The organism is Streptomyces sp., assembly GCF_031181555.1.
GTDB classification, from domain to species: Bacteria; Actinomycetota; Actinomycetes; order Streptomycetales; family Streptomycetaceae; genus Streptomyces; species Streptomyces fimbriatus.
Map to the genome: position 1 here is coordinate 1 of NZ_JAPSKQ010000070.1, position 14,664 is coordinate 14,664.

13 protein-coding genes are annotated in these 14,664 nt (G+C 70.8%); 10 read left to right on the plus strand and 3 right to left on the minus strand.

Going from position 1 to position 14,664, the window contains the following annotated elements:
- Both RIM90_RS16315 and RIM90_RS16320 read right to left on the minus strand, forming a co-directional pair.
- The coding region (locus RIM90_RS16315; protein WP_309061454.1) for an acyl-CoA dehydrogenase family protein at positions 1 to 325 on the minus strand (325 nt) is incomplete at its 3' end.
- Between the two features lie 117 nt (positions 326 to 442).
- Positions 443 to 1,039, minus strand: a complete 597-nt coding sequence (locus RIM90_RS16320) for a TetR/AcrR family transcriptional regulator (protein ID WP_309061432.1) — start codon at positions 1,037 to 1,039, stop codon at positions 443 to 445.
- Positions 1,040 to 1,126: 87 nt separating this feature from the next.
- Here RIM90_RS16320 and RIM90_RS16325 point away from each other — a divergent pair, with 87 nt between their 5' ends.
- Genes RIM90_RS16325 through RIM90_RS16340 form a run of 4 tightly spaced genes read left to right on the plus strand, consistent with a single transcriptional unit; the run spans position 1,127 to position 6,895 of the window.
- Positions 1,127 to 2,743, plus strand: a complete 1,617-nt coding sequence (locus RIM90_RS16325) for a carboxyl transferase domain-containing protein (RefSeq protein WP_309061433.1) — start codon at positions 1,127 to 1,129, stop codon at positions 2,741 to 2,743.
- A 26-nt stretch (positions 2,744 to 2,769) separates the two neighbouring features.
- Entirely contained in the window at positions 2,770 to 4,785 is a 2,016-nt protein-coding gene (locus tag RIM90_RS16330; protein WP_309061455.1) for an acetyl/propionyl/methylcrotonyl-CoA carboxylase subunit alpha, read from the plus strand.
- Positions 4,782 to 5,729: a hydroxymethylglutaryl-CoA lyase gene (locus tag RIM90_RS16335; RefSeq protein ID WP_309061434.1), complete on the plus strand. Its 948-nt coding sequence runs from the start codon at positions 4,782 to 4,784 to the stop codon at positions 5,727 to 5,729. The genes RIM90_RS16330 and RIM90_RS16335 overlap by 4 nt, the downstream gene beginning before the upstream one ends.
- A 5-nt stretch (positions 5,730 to 5,734) precedes the next feature.
- Positions 5,735 to 6,895, plus strand: a complete 1,161-nt coding sequence (locus RIM90_RS16340; protein ID WP_309061435.1) for an acyl-CoA dehydrogenase family protein — start codon at positions 5,735 to 5,737, stop codon at positions 6,893 to 6,895.
- A 71-nt stretch (positions 6,896 to 6,966) separates the two neighbouring features.
- Here the strand turns inward: RIM90_RS16340 and RIM90_RS16345 are convergent, their stop codons facing one another.
- Positions 6,967 to 7,308: a hypothetical protein gene (locus RIM90_RS16345; RefSeq protein WP_309061436.1), complete on the minus strand. Its 342-nt coding sequence runs from the start codon at positions 7,306 to 7,308 to the stop codon at positions 6,967 to 6,969.
- Positions 7,309 to 7,490: 182 nt separating this feature from the next.
- Here RIM90_RS16345 and RIM90_RS16350 point away from each other — a divergent pair, with 182 nt between their 5' ends.
- The 6 genes from RIM90_RS16350 (at position 7,491) to RIM90_RS16375 (ending at position 14,647) form a co-directional block, all read left to right on the plus strand.
- The gene (locus RIM90_RS16350; RefSeq protein WP_309061437.1) at positions 7,491 to 8,534 is read left to right on the plus strand and encodes an ABC transporter substrate-binding protein; all 1,044 of its coding nucleotides are present in this window, start codon (positions 7,491 to 7,493) and stop codon (positions 8,532 to 8,534) included.
- A gap of 34 nt (positions 8,535 to 8,568) precedes the next feature.
- The gene (locus RIM90_RS16355) at positions 8,569 to 9,444 is read left to right on the plus strand and encodes a siderophore-interacting protein (RefSeq protein ID WP_309061438.1); all 876 of its coding nucleotides are present in this window, start codon (positions 8,569 to 8,571) and stop codon (positions 9,442 to 9,444) included.
- Between the two features lie 170 nt (positions 9,445 to 9,614).
- Positions 9,615 to 11,057: a lysine decarboxylase DesA gene (gene desA, locus RIM90_RS16360; protein WP_309061439.1), complete on the plus strand. Its 1,443-nt coding sequence runs from the start codon at positions 9,615 to 9,617 to the stop codon at positions 11,055 to 11,057.
- The gene (locus tag RIM90_RS16365) at positions 11,041 to 12,315 is read left to right on the plus strand and encodes a lysine N(6)-hydroxylase/L-ornithine N(5)-oxygenase family protein (protein ID WP_309061440.1); all 1,275 of its coding nucleotides are present in this window, start codon (positions 11,041 to 11,043) and stop codon (positions 12,313 to 12,315) included. Before desA ends, RIM90_RS16365 begins: the two co-directional genes overlap by 17 nt.
- Positions 12,312 to 12,878 carry a GNAT family N-acetyltransferase gene (locus tag RIM90_RS16370; protein WP_309061441.1) on the plus strand — a complete coding sequence of 189 codons (567 nt, stop codon included), beginning with the start codon at positions 12,312 to 12,314 and terminating at the stop codon, positions 12,876 to 12,878. The genes RIM90_RS16365 and RIM90_RS16370 overlap by 4 nt, the downstream gene beginning before the upstream one ends.
- Positions 12,875 to 14,647 carry an IucA/IucC family siderophore biosynthesis protein gene (locus RIM90_RS16375; protein ID WP_309061442.1) on the plus strand — a complete coding sequence of 591 codons (1,773 nt, stop codon included), beginning with the start codon at positions 12,875 to 12,877 and terminating at the stop codon, positions 14,645 to 14,647. Before RIM90_RS16370 ends, RIM90_RS16375 begins: the two co-directional genes overlap by 4 nt.
- Positions 14,648 to 14,664: the final 17 nt, after the last annotated feature.

The following is a 14,664-nucleotide window of genomic DNA, read 5'->3' on the forward strand; positions in this document are numbered from 1 at the left end:
TCTTCTGCTCGTCGGTGGCGAGCATCTTGATGTACGGCAGGGCGAGCAGCACGTGCACGCCGGAGCCGCCGAACTGGACGCCCGCGCGGGCGGTCTCCTCGTAGAGGACGGCCTCGAACTTGTGGGTCTCCAGGCCCGCTCCGCCGAACTCCTCGGGCACGCTGATCCCGAAGATGCCCAGCTCACCCAGCTTGTAGTAGAAGTCGCGGGGCGCCTGGCCCGCCGCGAACCACTCGTCGTAGACGGGGACGACCTCGGCCTCGATGAAGGCGCGGAGGGTCTCCCGGAACGCCTCGTGATCCTCGTTGAACACCGTACGGCGCACCGCCGCCACCTCCAGGTACCTCAGCATGTCTAAGCGCTTGCTCAGAATCAAAGGTACCGGCGAGTACGGACGGGCGTCCAGAGAGGGAGCACCGTAACGCTCGTCACCCCGCCGGAGTCAGCGCGCTCCCGCCGCCGCGAACGCGCCCCGCGCCATCCGGTGCAGCAGTTCGGCCGTCGCCCCGCGTCCGGGGAGCACCCCCGGGCGGGCCAGGTGCGGGGTGGAGTTGAGCAGGCCGAACACCGAGTGCACCGCCGAGCGGGCGGCCGGTTCGGCCAGCCGCGGGTACACCTCGCGGACCACCTCCACCCACAGTTCGACGTACTGCCGCTGCAGCTGGCGGACCATCTTGCGGTCGGCGTCCCGGAGGCGGTCCAGCTCCCGGTCGTGCAGGGTGATGAGGGGGCGGTCGTCGAGCGCGAAGTCGATGTGCCCCTCGATCAGCGAGTCGAGGACCGCCTCGGGGGCCACCCCCCCGGCCTCCTTCAGGCGCTGTTTCGCGCCGGTCAGCAGCGAGTCGCTGATCCCGACCAGCAGCTCCGCGAGCATCGCGTCCTTGCCCGCGAAGTGCCGGTAGAGCCCGGGGCCGCTGATGCCGACCGCGGCGCCTATCTCGTCGACCCCGACGCCGTGGAAGCCGCGTTCGGCGAACAGCCGGGCGGCCTCCTTGAGGATCTGCTCGCGGCGGGTGGGGGCGTCGGTTCTGGTGGCCATGAGGACGATTCTAGACAGCGAGGTTAGCGGTCGTTAACCTGGAGGAAATGCGTTAACGCTCATTAACAAGGTGAGGGGATCCGCAGGATGCAACAGGCACCGGAGCTTCACAGCGCGGCCGACCCCGCGTCGGAGGCCTTTCGGGCCAACGAGGAGGCGCACCGCGCGCTCGTCGAGGAGCTGCGCGGCAAGCTGGCCGCGGCCCGCCTCGGCGGGGGCGAGAAGGCGCGGGCACGTCACACCGCGCGCGGGAAGCTGCTCCCGCGCGACCGCGTCGACACCCTCCTCGACCCCGGCTCGCCCTTCCTGGAGCTGGCCCCGCTGGCGGCCGACGGGATGTACGACGGGCAGGCCCCGGCGGCCGGCGTGATCGCCGGGATCGGCAGGATCAGCGGCCGGGAGTGCGTGGTCGTCGCCAACGACGCCACCGTCAAGGGCGGCACCTACTACCCGATGACGGTGAAGAAGCACCTGCGCGCGCAGGAGGTGGCCCTCGACAACCGCCTCCCCTGCGTCTACCTGGTGGACTCGGGCGGTGCCTTCCTGCCGATGCAGGACGAGGTGTTCCCGGACCGGGACCACTTCGGGCGGATCTTCTACAACCAGGCCCGGATGTCCGGCGCCGGCATCCCGCAGATCGCGGCGGTGCTCGGCTCGTGCACGGCCGGCGGGGCGTACGTCCCGGCGATGAGCGACGAGGCGGTGATCGTCCGCAACCAGGGCACGATCTTCCTCGGCGGCCCGCCCCTGGTGAAGGCGGCCACCGGTGAGGTGGTCACGGCGGAGGAGCTGGGCGGCGGCGAGGTCCACTCGCGCGTCTCGGGCGTCACCGACCATCTCGCGGAGGACGACGCGCACGCCCTGCGGATCGTGCGCACCATCGTCTCCACGCTCCCCGCGCGCGGCTCCCTGCCCTGGGAGGTCGAGCCGGCCGTCGAGCCGAAGGTCGACCCGGCCGGGCTGTACGGCGCGGTGCCGGTGGACTCCCGCACCCCCTACGACGTGCGCGAGATCATCGCCCGGATCACCGACGGCTCCCGCTTCGCCGAGTTCAAGGCGGAGTTCGGGCAGACCCTGGTCACCGGCTTCGCCCGGATCCACGGCCACCCGGTGGGGATCGTCGCCAACAACGGCATCCTGTTCTCCGAGTCCGCCCAGAAGGGCGCCCACTTCATCGAGCTGTGCGACCAGCGCGGGATCCCGCTGGTGTTCCTGCAGAACATCTCCGGCTTCATGGTGGGCCGGGACTACGAGGCGGGCGGCATCGCCAAGCACGGCGCCAAGATGGTCACGGCGGTCGCCTGCACGCGCGTGCCGAAGCTGACGGTCGTGGTCGGCGGTTCCTACGGCGCGGGCAACTACTCGATGTGCGGCAGGGCCTACTCCCCCCGCTTCCTGTGGATGTGGCCGGGCGCCAAGATCTCGGTCATGGGCGGCGAGCAGGCCGCCTCGGTCCTCGCGACCGTCAAGCGGGACCAGTTGGAGGCGCGCGGCGAGGAGTGGCCGGCCGAGGAGGAGGACGCCTTCAAGGCCCCGATCCGTGCCCAGTACGAGCGCCAGGGGAACGCTTACTACGCGACGGCCCGCCTCTGGGACGACGGCGTGATCGACCCGCTGGAGACCCGGCAGGTCCTGGGCCTGGCCCTGACCGCGTGCGCCAACGCGCCACTGGGTGACCCCCAGTTCGGCGTCTTCCGGATGTGAGGGGACCGACGACGATGGCAGCTCAGATGTTCGAGACAGTGCTGGTGGCCAACCGGGGCGAGATCGCCGTGCGCGTCATCCGCACCCTGCGGTCGATGGGCGTGCGCTCGGTGGCCGTCTTCTCCGACGCGGACGCCGACGCCCGGCACGTCCGGGAGGCCGACACGGCGGTACGGATCGGACCGGCGCCGGCCGCCGAGAGCTACCTGTCGGTGGAGCGGCTGCTTCAGGCCGCCGCCCGCACCGGCGCCCAGGCGGTCCACCCCGGGTACGGCTTCCTCGCCGAGAACGCCGGGTTCGCGCGGGCGTGCGCCGAGGCGGGGCTGGTCTTCATCGGGCCCCCGGCGGACGCGATCTCCCTGATGGGCGACAAGATCCGCGCGAAGGAGACGGTGCAGGCGGCCGGGGTCCCCGTGGTCCCGGGGTCGAGCGGCAGCGGCCTCACGGACGCGGAACTGGCCGACGCCGCCCGCGGGATCGGCATGCCGGTGCTGCTCAAGCCCTCCGCGGGCGGCGGCGGCAAGGGCATGCGCCTGGTGCGGGACGCGGCGAAGCTGACCGACGAGATCGCCGCCGCCCGCCGCGAGGCCCGCGCCTCCTTCGGCGACGACACGCTGCTCGTCGAGCGGTGGATCGACCGCCCCCGGCACATCGAGATCCAGGTGCTGGCCGACGGCCACGGGGGCGTCGTGCACCTGGGCGAACGCGAGTGCTCCCTGCAGCGCCGCCACCAGAAGATCATCGAGGAGGCGCCCAGCGTGCTCCTCGACGAGGAGACCCGGGCCGCGATGGGCGAGGCGGCGGTCCAGGCGGCCCGCTCCTGCGGCTACCGGGGCGCGGGCACGGTGGAGTTCATCGTCCCCGGCGGCGACCCGTCGTCGTACTACTTCATGGAGATGAACACCCGCCTCCAGGTGGAGCACCCGGTCACCGAGCTCATCACGGGGCTGGACCTGGTGGAGTGGCAGCTGCGGGTGGCGGCGGGCGAGCCGCTGGGCTTCGGGCAGGACGACGTCCGGCTCACCGGCCACGCGGTCGAGGCCCGTGTCTGCGCCGAGGACCCGGCCCGCGGCTTCCTCCCCTCGGGCGGCACGGTGCTGAAGCTGCGCGAACCGCAGGGCGACGGAATCCGCACGGACTCCGGACTCAGCGAGGGCACGGAGGTCGGCAGCCTCTACGACCCGATGCTGTCCAAGGTCATCGCCTACGGCCCGGACCGCCCGACCGCGCTGCGCAGACTCCGCGCGGCGCTCGCGGAGACGGTCACGCTGGGCGTGCAGACGAACGCCGGGTTCCTGCGCCGGCTGCTCGCCCACCCGGCGGTGGTGGCGGGCGAGCTGGACACCGGGCTGGTCGAGCGTGAGGTGGACGGGCTCGTACCGGACGAGGTGCCGGCGCAGACGTACGCGGCGGCGGCACTGCTGCGCCAGGCGTCCCTCTCGTCCGCCGGCGACTCCGGCTGGGCCGACCCGTTCGCCGCCGCGGACGGCTGGCGCATGGGCGGTGAGCGGGCGTGGACGGTGCATCACCTGCGGGTGCCGGGCCACGACCCGGTGACGGTGCGCGTGCGCAGCACACCGGACGGAGAGACGGAACTGCTGCTGCCGGGGGCCGACACGCCCCTGCGGGTGTCCGGGGGCGTGCCCCCGCGACCGGAGGACGAGCACCGGTTCACGTTCCTGCTCGACGGTGCCGCCCACACCTTCGCCGCCCTGCCGGACGGCACCTGGCTCGGCCGCGACGGCGACGCCTGGCACGTGCTCGACCACGACCCGGTCGCCGCGTCCCTCACCCGCGCCGGCCAGGCGGGCGCCGACTCGCTGACCGCGCCGATGCCGGGCACGGTGACGGTGGTGAAGGTCGCCGTCGGCGACGAGGTGAGCGCGGGCCAGAGCCTGCTGGTGGTGGAGGCGATGAAGATGGAGCACGTCATCTCCGCCCCGCACGCCGGCACGGTCACCGAGCTGGACGTGGCCCCGGGCACCACGGTCACCATGGACCAGGTGCTGGCGGTCATCGCACCCTCGGAGGAGACGGTATGAACGCCTCGGAACCGGACCTTCCCATGGTCGTACCGGACGGCGGCCTGCCGGCCCGGGTGCGGATCCACGAGGTCGGCGCGCGCGACGGCCTGCAGAACGAGAAGGCGACCGTCCCGACGGCCGTCAAGGCGGAGTTCATCCGCCGTCTGGCCGGCACGGGCCTGACCACGATCGAGGCGACGAGCTTCGTCCACCCGAAGTGGGTGCCCCAGCTGGCGGACGCGGAGGACCTGTACCCGGCCGTCGCCGACCTGCCGGTGTCGCTGCCGGTCCTGGTGCCCAACGAACGGGGCCTGGACCGCGCGCTGGCGCTCGGCGCCCGGCGGGTCGCGGTCTTCGCCAGCGCCACGGAGTCCTTCGCCAAGGCCAACCTCAACCGCACGGTGGACGGGGCGCTCGCGATGTTCGAGCCGGTGGTGGCCCGGGCGAAGGCCGAGGACGTCCACGTCCGCGGCTACCTCTCGATGTGCTTCGGCGACCCGTGGGAGGGCGCGGTCCCGATCCCCCAGGTGGTCGGGGTGTGCAAGGCCCTGCTCGGCATGGGCTGCGACGAGCTGAGCCTGGGCGACACCATCGGCGTGGCGACGCCGGGACATGTGACCGCCCTGCTCACCGCGCTCACCGACGCGGGTGTGCCCGTGAGCGCCCTGGGCGTCCACTTCCACGACACCTACGGGCAGGCCCTGGCCAACACGCTGGCCGCGCTCCAGCAGGGCGTCACCACGGTCGACGCCTCCGCCGGCGGACTGGGCGGCTGCCCGTACGCGAAGTCCGCCACCGGCAACCTCGCCACCGAAGACCTCGTGTGGATGCTGCGGGGCCTCGGCATCGACACCGGAGTCGACCTCGGCCGTCTCGTCGCCACAAGCGTCTGGATGGCCGCCCACCTGGGCCGACCCAGCCCGTCCCGCACCGTACGAGCCCTCTCCCACCAGGAGCAGTGAACGCCATGGACCACAAGCTCTCTCCCGAACTGGAAGAACTCCGCCGGACGGTCGAGGAGTTCGCGCACGACGTCGTGGCACCGAAGATCGGTGACTTCTACGAGCGGCACGAGTTCCCGTACGAGATCGTCCGGGAGATGGGCCGCATGGGCCTGTTCGGCCTGCCGTTCCCGGAGGAGTACGGCGGCATGGGCGGCGACTACTTCGCGCTGGGCGTGGCCCTGGAGGAACTGGCCCGGGTGGACTCGTCGGTGGCCATCACCCTCGAGGCCGGTGTCTCCCTGGGCGCGATGCCGATCCACCTGTTCGGCACCGAGAAGCAGAAGCGCGCCTGGCTGCCCCGCCTGTGCTCGGGCGAGATCCTGGGCGCGTTCGGCCTGACGGAGCCGGACGGCGGCAGCGACGCGGGCGCGACCCGTACGACGGCCCGTCTGGACGAGTCGACGAACGAATGGGTCATCAACGGCACGAAGTGCTTCATCACCAACTCGGGCACGGACATCACGGGCCTGGTCACGGTCACGGCGGTGACGGGCCGCAAGCCCGACGGCAGGCCGCTGATCTCGGCGATCATCGTCCCGTCGGGCACGCCGGGCTTCACGGTGGCGGCCCCGTACTCGAAGGTCGGCTGGAACGCCTCGGACACGCGGGAGCTGTCGTTCCAGGACGTCCGCGTCCCGGCGGCGAACCTGCTGGGCGAGGAGGGCCGGGGCTACGCGCAGTTCCTGCGCATCCTGGACGAGGGCCGCATCGCCATCGCGGCCCTGGCGACGGGCCTGGCCCAGGGGTGTGTGGACGAGTCGGTGAAGTACGCCAAGGAGCGGCACGCGTTCGGCCGGCCGATCGGCGCCCACCAGGCGATCCAGTTCAAGATCGCCGACATGGAGATGAAGGCCCACACGGCCCGCCTCGCCTGGCGGGACGCGGCCAGCCGCCTGGTGGCCGGCGAGACCTTCAAGAAGGAGGCGGCCCTGGCGAAGCTGTACTCCTCCACGGTCGCGGTGGACAACGCCCGCGACGCCACGCAGGTCCACGGCGGGTACGGCTTCATGAACGAGTACCCGGTGGCCCGTATGTGGCGCGACTCCAAGATCCTGGAGATCGGCGAGGGCACGAGCGAGGTCCAGCGCATGCTGATCGCCCGTGAGTTGGGGCTCGCGGGCTGAGTTCCGGGGCCGGCCCCCGTCCACCGGGGCACGGCCCGCGTCCACCGGGCGCGGGCCGTGCCCCGTCGCGCTCACCCGTCGACCAGGACGAACAGCGTCATCAGGACCACCATGGGCGTCAGCAACAGTCCCGAGCTGACGGCCCAGTAGCGCCGGCCCGGTACGCCCGCCTTCGGGCGGGCCAGGGCGCCGACGGGGAGCCACAGGGCCAGGAACACCGCCCACACGGGGACCAGGATCATCGCCCAGGGCAGCATGCCGTCGTTGTCCGTGGGTTCGCGCGAGGTGAGGCCCAGCTCCGCCAGCGGGTAGTTCGTCGCGAACATCATCGACAGCCACAGCGGCACGATCGCCACCACCCCGAGGATCAGGTGGACGGCCACGGAAGGGCCCCAGCGTCGGACCGAGTCCACGTCAACCCCCTTTGCGTGAGACGGATCACGGTACAGGGCACGCATGTCGGCGGTACGTGAGGGGATGCATACCGGGCACCCCCTGGACAGATCATGAGGTTAGGCTAACCTAAGCCTGTTTCCAGCCAAGGGGCCGCGCGCGTGCACCCGCCGGCTCCGTACGCACGAAAGCAGACCCAGCCATGTCGAACGCCAGAACCGCCCGCTTCTCCCGTCGCGGACTGCTCGCCGCCGGTGGTGCCCTCGGACTCGGCGCCGTACTCGCCGCCTGCGGGGACGACGACACGAAGAACGGCGGCTCGGAGTCGGCGAAGGAGACCAAGTCCGGCCCCTGGTCCTTCAAGGACGACCGCGGCACCACCGTGAAGCTCGACAAGGTCCCCACGAACATCGTCGCGTTCACCGGTGTCGCCGCGGCCCTGTTCGACTACGGCATCGAGGTCAAGGGCGTCTTCGGCCCGACCAGGACGACGGACGGCAAGGCCGACGTCCAGGCCGGTGACATGGACGTCAGCAAGCTGACGATCTTCGGCAACAAGTTCGACAGCTTCAACGTCGAGCAGTACGCGGCCTTCCAGCCCGAGGTGCTCATCTCCACGACGTTCGACGACGCCGGCACCCTCTGGTACGTCCCCGAGGCCTCCAAGGACAAGATCGCCAAGCTCGCCCCGAGCGTGGCCATCTCCGTCTACGACCGCCAGATGCCCGAGCCGCTGCAGCGCATGGCCGAGCTGGCCGAGTCGCTGGGCGCCGACATGAAGGCCGCGAAGGTCGTCGAGGCGAAGAAGAGGTTCGAGGCCGCCGCCGAGCGGCTGCGCAAGGCCGCCAAGGCCCGGCCGGAGATCAGGGTGCTGGCCGGCTCCGCCGCGCCGGACGTCTTCTACGTCTCCGGTTCGAACTACTCCATCGACCTGGAGTACTTCAAGGCCCTCGGCGTGAACCTCGTGGAGCCCCCGGAGGAGGCCAAGAAGGCGACCGGCGGCTGGTTCGAGACCCTGAGCTGGGAGAACGTCGACAAGTACCCGGCCGACGTCATCATCATGGACGACCGCGCCTCGACCATCCAGCCCGCCGACATCACCGAGGGCACCTGGAAGAAGCTCCCCGCGGTCAAGGCCGGCCAGGTCATCGCCCGCTCCCCCGAGCCGATCCTGTCCTACGACAAGTGCACCCCGCTGCTCGACAACCTCGCCGAGGCCATCGAGAAGGCCAAGAAGGTCGGCTGACCCCTTCCGCCCACCTCTCCCCTGGGAGCCATAGGTGACCACCGCCGTAGCCGCCCCGTTCCGTTTCTTCGCCCTCCAGGTCGTACGGACGAGGCGGCTCGGCCCGTCCCTCGTCCGGGTCACCTTCGCCGGCCCCGAGCTGCGGGACTTCCGTTCCGACGGGCGGGACCAGTCCCTGTCGCTGTTCCTGCCGCATCCGGGGCAGAGCGAGCCGGTCGTGCCGCTCGAACTGGGCGACGACTGGTGGCGGGGCTGGCGCGAACTGCCGGAGAACGTGCGGGCGGTGATGCGGTCGTACACGCTCCGGGAGCTGCGGACGGACGCCCGGGGGCACACCACCGAGGTCGACGTCGACTTCGTGCTGCACGGCATCGGACCGGACACCCCGCTCCAGGCCGGCCCCGCCTCCCGCTGGGCGGCGCGCGCGAGCGCCGGTGACCGGGTGCTGCTGCTCGGCCCGGCGGTCGCGGACAACCGGGCGATCCGCTTCCGGCCGCCCGAGGACACCGACCTGGTCCTGCTCTGGGCCGACGAGACCGCGCTGCCCGCCACCGCCGCCATCCTCGGATCCCTCCCGGCCGGCACCCGCGCCCGGGTCTGGCTGGAGGTGCCGCACTCCGGGGACGTCCAGGACCTGGCCACCGCGGCCGACGCCGAGGTCACCTGGTTCGTGCGGGAGCGGAACGAGGACGACGCCGCCCAGGACTCCCCTCTGGCCCTCGACAGCCTCCGTACCGACCGGCTCCCGTCCGCCGGGCGGCCGTACGCGTGGATCGCGGGCGAGTCCGGCTGCGTGAAGCAGCTGCGGCGCGTCCTCGTGAACGAGCGCGGGATCGACCGCCGCCGCGTGACGTTCGTGGGCTACTGGCGCCGCGGGATGACCGAGGAGCAACTGCGCGAACAGGGCTGATCCCGGCGCGGGTCGAGCCGCCGCGCCCCTGGCGCGGAGTGATCACGGTCACGATCGGGACCAACGGCGCCTCGCGTTATTGAGGTTAGGCTAACCTAAGTGACGCAACAGGCCGCTCTGCGGCTCGGCCCGTTCCCCGCACCGGACCGTCCCCACCGGAGGACCCCTACATGCGTTCGCACCTGCTCAACGGCACCACCGCGGAGCACTACCGCCGCTCCGTGACCGAAGGAGTCGAGCGGGTGGCCACCAAACTCGCCACCACCGACCGGCCGTTCACCGGCGTCACGGTCGACGCCCTCTCCCCCCGCATCGAGCAGATCGACCTCGACCAGCCGCTCCACGACACCACCGCGGTGCTGGACGAACTGGAGGACGTCTACCTCCGGGACGCGATCTACTTCCACCACCCCCGCTACCTCGCCCACCTCAACTGCCCGGTCGTCATCCCGGCACTGCTCGGCGAGGCCGTCCTCTCCGCCGTCAACTCCTCCCTGGACACCTGGGACCAGTCGGCCGGCGGCACCCTCATCGAGCGCAAGCTCATCGACTGGACCACCCGGCGCATCGGCCTCGGCCCGGCCGCCGACGGCGTGTTCACCTCCGGCGGCACCCAGTCCAACCTCCAGGCATTGCTGCTGGCGCGTGAGGAGGCCAAGACCGACGCGCTCGGGAAACTGCGCGTCTTCGCCTCCGAGGTCAGCCACTTCAGCGTGCAGAAGTCCGCGAAACTGCTGGGCCTCGGACCGGACGCCGTGGTGCCGATCCCCGTCGACCAGGACAAGCGGCTCCAGACGGTCGCCCTCGCCCACGAGCTGGAGCGCTGTGCCGGGGCGGGCCTGGTCCCCATGGCGGTCGTCGCCACCGCCGGCACCACCGACTTCGGCTCCATCGACCCGCTGCCCGAGATCGCCCGACTGTGCGAGCAGTACGGCGCCTGGATGCACGTGGACGCCGCCTACGGCTGCGGCCTGCTCGCCTCGCTGAAGTACCGGGACCGCATCGACGGCATCGAGCGCGCCGACTCCGTCACCGTCGACTACCACAAGTCCTTCTTCCAGCCGGTCAGTTCGTCGGCCGTGCTGGTCCGCGACGCGGCCACGCTGCGGCACGCCACCTACCACGCGGAGTACCTCAACCCGCGCCGCATGGTGACCGAGCGCATCCCCAACCAGGTCGACAAGTCCCTGCAGACCACCCGCCGGTTCGACGCGCTCAAGCTGTGGATGACACTGCGCGTGATGGGCGCCGACGGCATCGGCCGGCTCTTCGACGAGGTGTGCGACCTGGCCGTCGAGGGCTGGAAACTGCTCGCCGCCGACCCGCGCTTCGACGTGGTCGTCGAGCCGTCGCTGTCCACGCTCGTCTTCCGCTACGTCCCGGCGGCCGTCACCGACCCCGCCGAGATCGACCGGGCCAACCTCCACGCCCGCAAGGCCCTGTTCGCCTCCGGTGACGCGGTGGTCGCGGGCACCAAGGTCGCCGGGCGCCACTACCTGAAGTTCACCCTGCTCAATCCCGAGACCACGACGGCCGACATCGCCACCGTCCTCGATCTGATCGCCGGCCACGCCGAGCAGTACCTGGGAGAGTCCCTTGACCGCGCTTCCTGAATCCGCCCGCACGTATGACTTCGTGGGGATCGGGCTCGGTCCCTTCAACCTCGGACTGGCCTGCCTGACCGAGCCCATCGCCGAACTCGACGGCGTCTTCCTGGAGTCCAAGCCGGACTTCGAGTGGCACGCCGGGATGTTCCTCGACGGCGCCCACCTGCAGACGCCGTTCATGTCGGACCTGGTCACCCTCGCCGACCCGACGTCCCCGTACTCCTTCCTCAACTACCTGAAGGAGAAGGGCCGGCTGTACTCGTTCTACATCCGCGAGAACTTCTACCCGCTGCGCGTGGAGTACGACGACTACTGCCGCTGGGCCGCGGGCAAACTGAGCAGCATCCGCTTCGGCACCACGGTCACCGAGGTGACGTACGAGGACGAGCTGTACGTCGTCCGGACCACCACCGGCGACACCTACCGCGCCCGCCACCTGGTGCTCGGCACCGGCACCCCGCCGTACGTCCCCGAGCCCTGCCGCGGACTGGCCGGTGACTTCATCCACAACTCCCGCTACGTGCAGCACCGCGCGGAGCTGCAGAAGAAGAAGTCGATCACGCTGGTCGGCAGCGGCCAGTCCGCCGCCGAGATCTACTACGACCTGCTCGGCGAGATCGACGTCCACGGCTACCAGCTGAACTGGGTCACCCGCTCCCCGCGCTTCTTCCCGCTGGAGTACACCAAGCTGACCCTGGAAATGACCTCGCCGGAGTACATCGACTACTACCGCGCGCTGCCGGAGGCGACCCGCTACCGGCTCACTGCCGAGCAGAAGGGCCTGTTCAAGGGCATCGACGGCGACCTGATCAACGAGATCTTCGACCTGCTCTACCAGAAGAACCTCGGTGGCCCGGTCCCCACCCGCCTGCTCACCAACTCCGCCCTCACCAGCGCCCGCTACGCCGACGGCACGTACACGCTCGGCTTCCGGCAGGAGGAGCAGGAGAAGGACTTCGAGATCAGCTCCGACGGCCTGATCCTGGCCACCGGCTACAAATACGTCGAGCCGGAGTTCCTCAAGCCGGTCCGCGACCGCCTGGTCTACGACTCCCACGGCGGCTTCGACGTCGCCCGCAACTACGCCATCGACGTCACGGGCAAGGGCGTGTTCCTCCAGAACGCCGGCGTCCACACCCACAGCATCACCAGCCCCGACCTGGGCATGGGCGCCTACCGCAACAGCTACATCATCCGTGAGCTGCTCGGCGCCGAGTACTACCCGGTCGAGAAGACCATCGCGTTCCAGGAGTTCGCCGTATGAGCATCCGCGACACCGGCTTCAAGAACGGGCTCGGCACCTTCACCGTCCGCCCGCTCGACCCGCTGAACGACGCCGGGCTGCTGCACCGCTGGGTCACCGACCCGAAGGCGGCGTTCTGGATGATGCAGGACGCGAAACCGGAGGACGTCGAGCGCGAGTACATGAAGATCGCGGCCGACGAGCACCACCACGCGTGCCTCGGTCTGCACGACGGCGAGCCCGCCTTCCTCATGGAGTGGTACGACCCCGCCCACCGCGAGCTGGTCGGCCTGTACGAGCCGGAGCCCGGCGACGTCGGCATGCACTTCCTGGTCGCGCCCACCGACACCCCGCTGCACGGCTTCACCCGGTCCGTCATCACCGCCGTGCTGGCGCACCTCTTCGACGACCCGGCGACCCGGCGCGTCGTCGTCGAACCGGACGTGTCCAACAAGGCGGTGCACGCCCTGAACGAGGCCGTGGGCTTCGTCCCCGTACGCGAGATCGACAAGCCGGAGAAGAGGGCCTTGCTGAGCTTCTGCACCCGTGAACAGTTCGTCGCGGCCACGGGGGTGGGCGCATGAACCTCGCCGACTCCGTCTCCCACCTGACCCCCGAGCGCTGGGAGAGGGCCAACCGCCTGCTGATCCGCAAGGCGCTCGCCGAGTTCGCACACGAGCGGCTGATCACACCGAAGCCCGACGGCGACGGCACGTACGTCGTCCGCGGCGACGACGGCACGGTCGGTTACCGCTTCAGCGCCGTGCGGCGCGCCCTCGACCACTGGCAGGTGGACGCCGACTCCATCAGCCGCCACCGGGACGGCGCCGAGCTCCCGCTCGCCGCACTGGACTTCTTCATCGAGTTCCAGAAGTCCCTGGGGCTGAGCGACGAGATCCTGCCGGTGTACCTGGAGGAGATCTCCTCCACCCTCTCCGGCACCTGCTACAAGCTCACCAAGCCGCCGGTCACCTCCGCCGAACTGGCGCGGAGCGACTTCCAGGCCGTCGAGACCGGCATGACCGAGGGCCACCCCTGCTTCGTCGCCAACAACGGGCGGCTCGGCTTCGGCGTCCACGAGTACCTGGCGTACGCGCCGGAGACGGCGAGCCCCGTGAAGCTGGTGTGGCTGGCCGCGCACCGCTCGCGGGCGGCGTTCACGGCCGGCGTCGGCATCGAGTACGAGTCGTTCCTGCGGGGCGAGCTGGGTGCGGAGACCGTCGAGCGGTTCCACGGCGTCCTGCGCGACCAGGGGCTCGACCCCGCCGACTACCTGCTGATCCCCGTGCACCCCTGGCAGTGGTGGAACAAGCTGTCCGTCACCTTCGCCGCCGAGGTGGCCCGCAGGCACCTGGTCTGCCTGGGCGAGGGCGACGACGCGTACCTGGCCCAGCAGTCCATCCGGACCTTCTTCAACACCTCGCACCCCGAGAAGCACTACGTGAAGACGGCCCTGTCCGTCCTCAACATGGGCTTCATGCGGGGGCTGTCCGCCGCCTACATGGAGGCGACCCCGGCGATCAACGACTGGCTGGCCCAGCTGATCGAGGGCGATCCGGTGCTGCGGTCGACGGGCCTCACGATCATCCGGGAGCGGGCGGCGGTCGGCTACCGGCACCTGGAGTACGAGCGGGCCACGGACCGCTACTCGCCGTACCGGAAGATGCTGGCGGCGCTGTGGCGGGAGAGCCCGGTGCCCTCGCTCCGGGGCGGCGAGACCCTGGCCACCATGGCGTCGCTCCTCCACGTCGACCACGAGGGGAAGTCCTTCGCGGGCGCGCTGGTCGAGCGGTCGGGGCTCGCGCCGGCCGAGTGGCTGCGGCACTACCTGCGCGCCTACTACACCCCGCTGCTGCACAGCTTCTACGCCTACGACCTGGTGTACATGCCGCACGGCGAGAACGTCATCCTGGTCCTGGAGGACGGCGTGGTGCGGCGGGCGATCTACAAGGACATCGCCGAGGAGATCGCGGTGATGGACCCGGACGCGGTGCTGCCGCCGGAGGTCTCCCGCATCCGCGTGGAGGTCCCCGACGACCAGAAGCTGCTGTCGGTCTTCACGGACGTCTTCGACTGCTTCTTCCGGTTCCTGGCCGCGAACCTCGCCACCGAGGGCGTCCTGGACGAGGAGGGCTTCTGGCGCACGGTCGCGGAGGTCACCCGCGAGTACCAGGCGTCGGTGCCCGAACTGGCCGACAAGTTCGCCCAGTACGACATGTTCGCCCCCGAGTTCGCGCTGTCCTGCCTCAACCGGCTCCAGCTGCGCGACAACAGGCAGATGGTGGACCTCGCGGACCCGTCCGGCGCGCTCCAGCTGGTCGGCACCCTGAAGAACCCCCTCGCGGGGCTCTGACCCGTGAACGGACGGGC